We start from the raw sequence: 2,623 nt of genomic DNA, 5'->3' as shown, positions 1-2,623 counted from the left end.
CACCGCCGAGGTATAGGCGCCGACGGCGTAGAACGCGCTCTGGCCGAGCGAGAACTGGCCGCTTCCGCCGGTCAGGATGTTCAGCGCCAGCACCGCGAGCCCGTAGATCAGGAGCATCGTCATCTGGAAGATGATGAAGTTCTTGACGAACATCGGCACGATCAACAGCGCCGCCAGCACCACCAGCGAGGTGCCGGTGCCCAGCGTCATGGCCCGCTTCGGAACCGCCTCGACCGCCTCGTGGCCCTCGGCGACGACTTCTTCTGCTGCGCTCATGATCAAACTCGCTTGACGATGTGCCGGCCGAACAGACCAGCGGGTTTGACGACCAGGACGGAGATGATCAGCGCGAGCGCGATCGGGAGTTTCAGCTCATTGCCGACGCCGGGGATGTAGGTGCCGGCGAGGTTCTCGAACACGCCGACCAGGAAGCCGCCGACCACGGCGCCGAACGGGCTCGACAGCCCGCCGAGCACCGCCGCGGCGAAGCCGTAGATCAGCACGCCGCCCATCATGTTCGGCTCGAGGAATACGACAGGGGCGATCAGCATGCCGGCGATCGAGCCGATCGCGGTCGCCATGCCCCAGCCGAGCGCGATCATCCAGCTCGTGTTGATGCCGACGAGGCGGGCCGATTCGGGCACCGACGCTGCGGCTCGCATCGCAAGGCCGATGCGGGTGTACTGGAAGAAGAAATAGAGCGCGAGCAGCAGCGCCACGGTGACGCCGATCATGCCGGCCTGGTGCGTCGAGATCAGCTGGCTGCCGAGGAACGGTGCGGAGCCGAACGGGGTCGGATACTGCTTGATCGTGAAGTCCCAGATCAGGCCGGCCGAGGAGTTGATGATCGCAAACAGCGCGATGAAGCCGGCGACGTTGGTGAGCACCGGCGCCTTGACGAGCGGCTTGAACAGGATGCGCTCGATCGCGATGCCGGCGACGAAGGAAAATGCCAGCGTGATCACGAAGGCGGCCCAATAGGACACGCCCCACTGCATCAGCTGCCATGAGATGAAGGTCGAGAACATCGCCATCTCGCCTTGCGCGAAGTTGAGATGGTCGATGGCCTGGTAGATCATGACCACGGCGAGCGCCATGCAGGCATAGATCGCGCCCGTGGCGATGCCGGCCAGGACCTGGTTGGTGAACAGCTCCATTGTGCCGGCTCCCTCAGTAACCCAGATAGGATTTGCGGATTTCTTCGTTGTTCGCGATGTCCTTGGCCTTGCCCGACATCACGATGCGGCCGGTTTCGATCACATAGGCCTGGTCGGCGAGCTCGAGCGCGAGCTGGGCGTTCTGCTCGACCACCAGGATCGAGACCTTGTCCTCGCGGTTGATCTTGCCGAGGATGCCGAACAGGTCGCGCACAACCAGCGGCGCGAGGCCGAAGGAGGGCTCGTCGAGCAGCATCAGCCGCGGCCGCAGCATCAGCGCGCGGGCGACCGCGAGCATCTGCTGCTCGCCGCCGGAGAGCGTGCCGGCCTGCTGGGTATGGCGCTGCTTCAACACCGGGAAATGCGCGTACATGCGCTCGATGTCGGAGACGATGCCGGCGCGGTCCTTGCGGGTGATGGCCCCCAGCTGGAGGTTCTCCTCCACCGTCATGTTGGTGAAGGTGCCGCGGCCCTGCGGCACGTGGGCGATGCCGAACCGCACGATGCTCTCGGTCGAACGGTTGTTCAGCGGCTTGCCTTCGAACTCGACACCGCCGGTGGAGCGCACCATGTTGCAGATCGCGCGCAGTGTGGTGGTCTTGCCGGCGCCGTTGGCGCCGAGCAGCGTCACGAGCGAGCCCTCGTTGAGCGAGAAAGACAGGCCATGGAGCGCCTGGACCTGGCCATAATAGGCACGCAGGTCCTTGACGTTGAGCAGTGGCGTCATTGATCCTTGCTCCCGAGATAGGCCTTGATGACGTCCGGGTCCGCCTGCACCTGGGCGGGCGTGCCTTCCGCGAGCTTCTTGCCGAAATTCAGCGCGACGACGTGGTCGGCGATCGACATCACGAGGCCCATGTGATGCTCGACCAGGAGCACGGTCATATGGCGCTCGTCACGGATTTTGCGGATGAGGTCGCCGAGCACATGAACTTCCTCGTGGTTGAGGCCGCCGGCGGGTTCGTCGAGCAGCAGGATCTTCGGATCGGCCGCCAGCGCACGCGCCAGCTCGACCCGCTTCTGCGTACCGAACGGTAGGCCGGACACGACGGTATGGGCGACGTCCTCGAGGTCGAGGTAGGCAAGGATCTCGTGCACCTTCTTGTTGATGCTGGTCTCGCTGCGCCGGACCCAGGCAAGCTTCAGGGAGTCGCTGATAATGTCGCTCGAGGTCTTCGAATGGGCGCCGACGCGGACGTTGTCCATCACCGAGAGGTTCGGAAACAGCGCCACGTTCTGGAAGGTGCGGCCGATGCCGATCTCGGCGATCCGGTGCGGCGGCCGCGACAGGATGCTCACGCCGTCCATCAAGATGTCGCCGGACGACGGCTGGTACAGCCGCGACAGGCAGTTGAAGAGCGTGGTCTTGCCGGCGCCGTTCGGGCCGATCAGCCCAAGGATCTGGCCCTTGTGCATGTCGAAGGACACGCCGTTGAGCGCGACGATGCCGCCGAACACGACGCTAA

Annotated in this window: 3 protein-coding genes and 1 pseudogene; all 4 read right to left on the bottom strand. The window is 64.7% G+C overall.

What is annotated here, in order from left to right; translation table 11 throughout:
- Positions 1 to 276: pseudogene (locus P0R31_RS40525) on the bottom strand (branched-chain amino acid ABC transporter permease); the annotation flags it as partial.
- 2 nt (positions 277 to 278) lie between these two features.
- Positions 279 to 1,157 (bottom strand): branched-chain amino acid ABC transporter permease, encoded by an 879-nt coding sequence (locus P0R31_RS40520; RefSeq protein WP_275521196.1) that lies wholly within the window; start codon positions 1,155 to 1,157, stop codon positions 279 to 281.
- Between the two features lie 13 nt (positions 1,158 to 1,170).
- A complete protein-coding gene (locus P0R31_RS40515) occupies positions 1,171 to 1,884 on the bottom strand; it encodes an ABC transporter ATP-binding protein (RefSeq protein WP_035997952.1) in 714 nt (237 codons plus the stop codon).
- On the bottom strand, positions 1,881 to 2,623 hold a 743-nt coding region (locus P0R31_RS40510), incomplete at its 5' end, for an ABC transporter ATP-binding protein (protein ID WP_275521194.1). The genes P0R31_RS40510 and P0R31_RS40515, both read right to left, overlap by 4 nt.

It is taken from the genome of Bradyrhizobium yuanmingense (genome assembly GCF_029167105.1).
Lineage (GTDB): Bacteria > Pseudomonadota > Alphaproteobacteria > Rhizobiales > Xanthobacteraceae > Bradyrhizobium > Bradyrhizobium yuanmingense_A.
This window is presented reverse-complemented; position numbering and strand designations above follow the sequence as displayed.

Coding starts and splice junctions, on each gene's coding strand:
- P0R31_RS40520 (WP_275521196.1), bottom strand. CDS start 1,157: ATGGAGCTGTTCACCAACCAGGTCCTGGCCGGCATCGCCACGGGCGCG.
- P0R31_RS40515 (WP_035997952.1), bottom strand. CDS start 1,884: ATGACGCCACTGCTCAACGTCAAGGACCTGCGTGCCTATTATGGCCAG.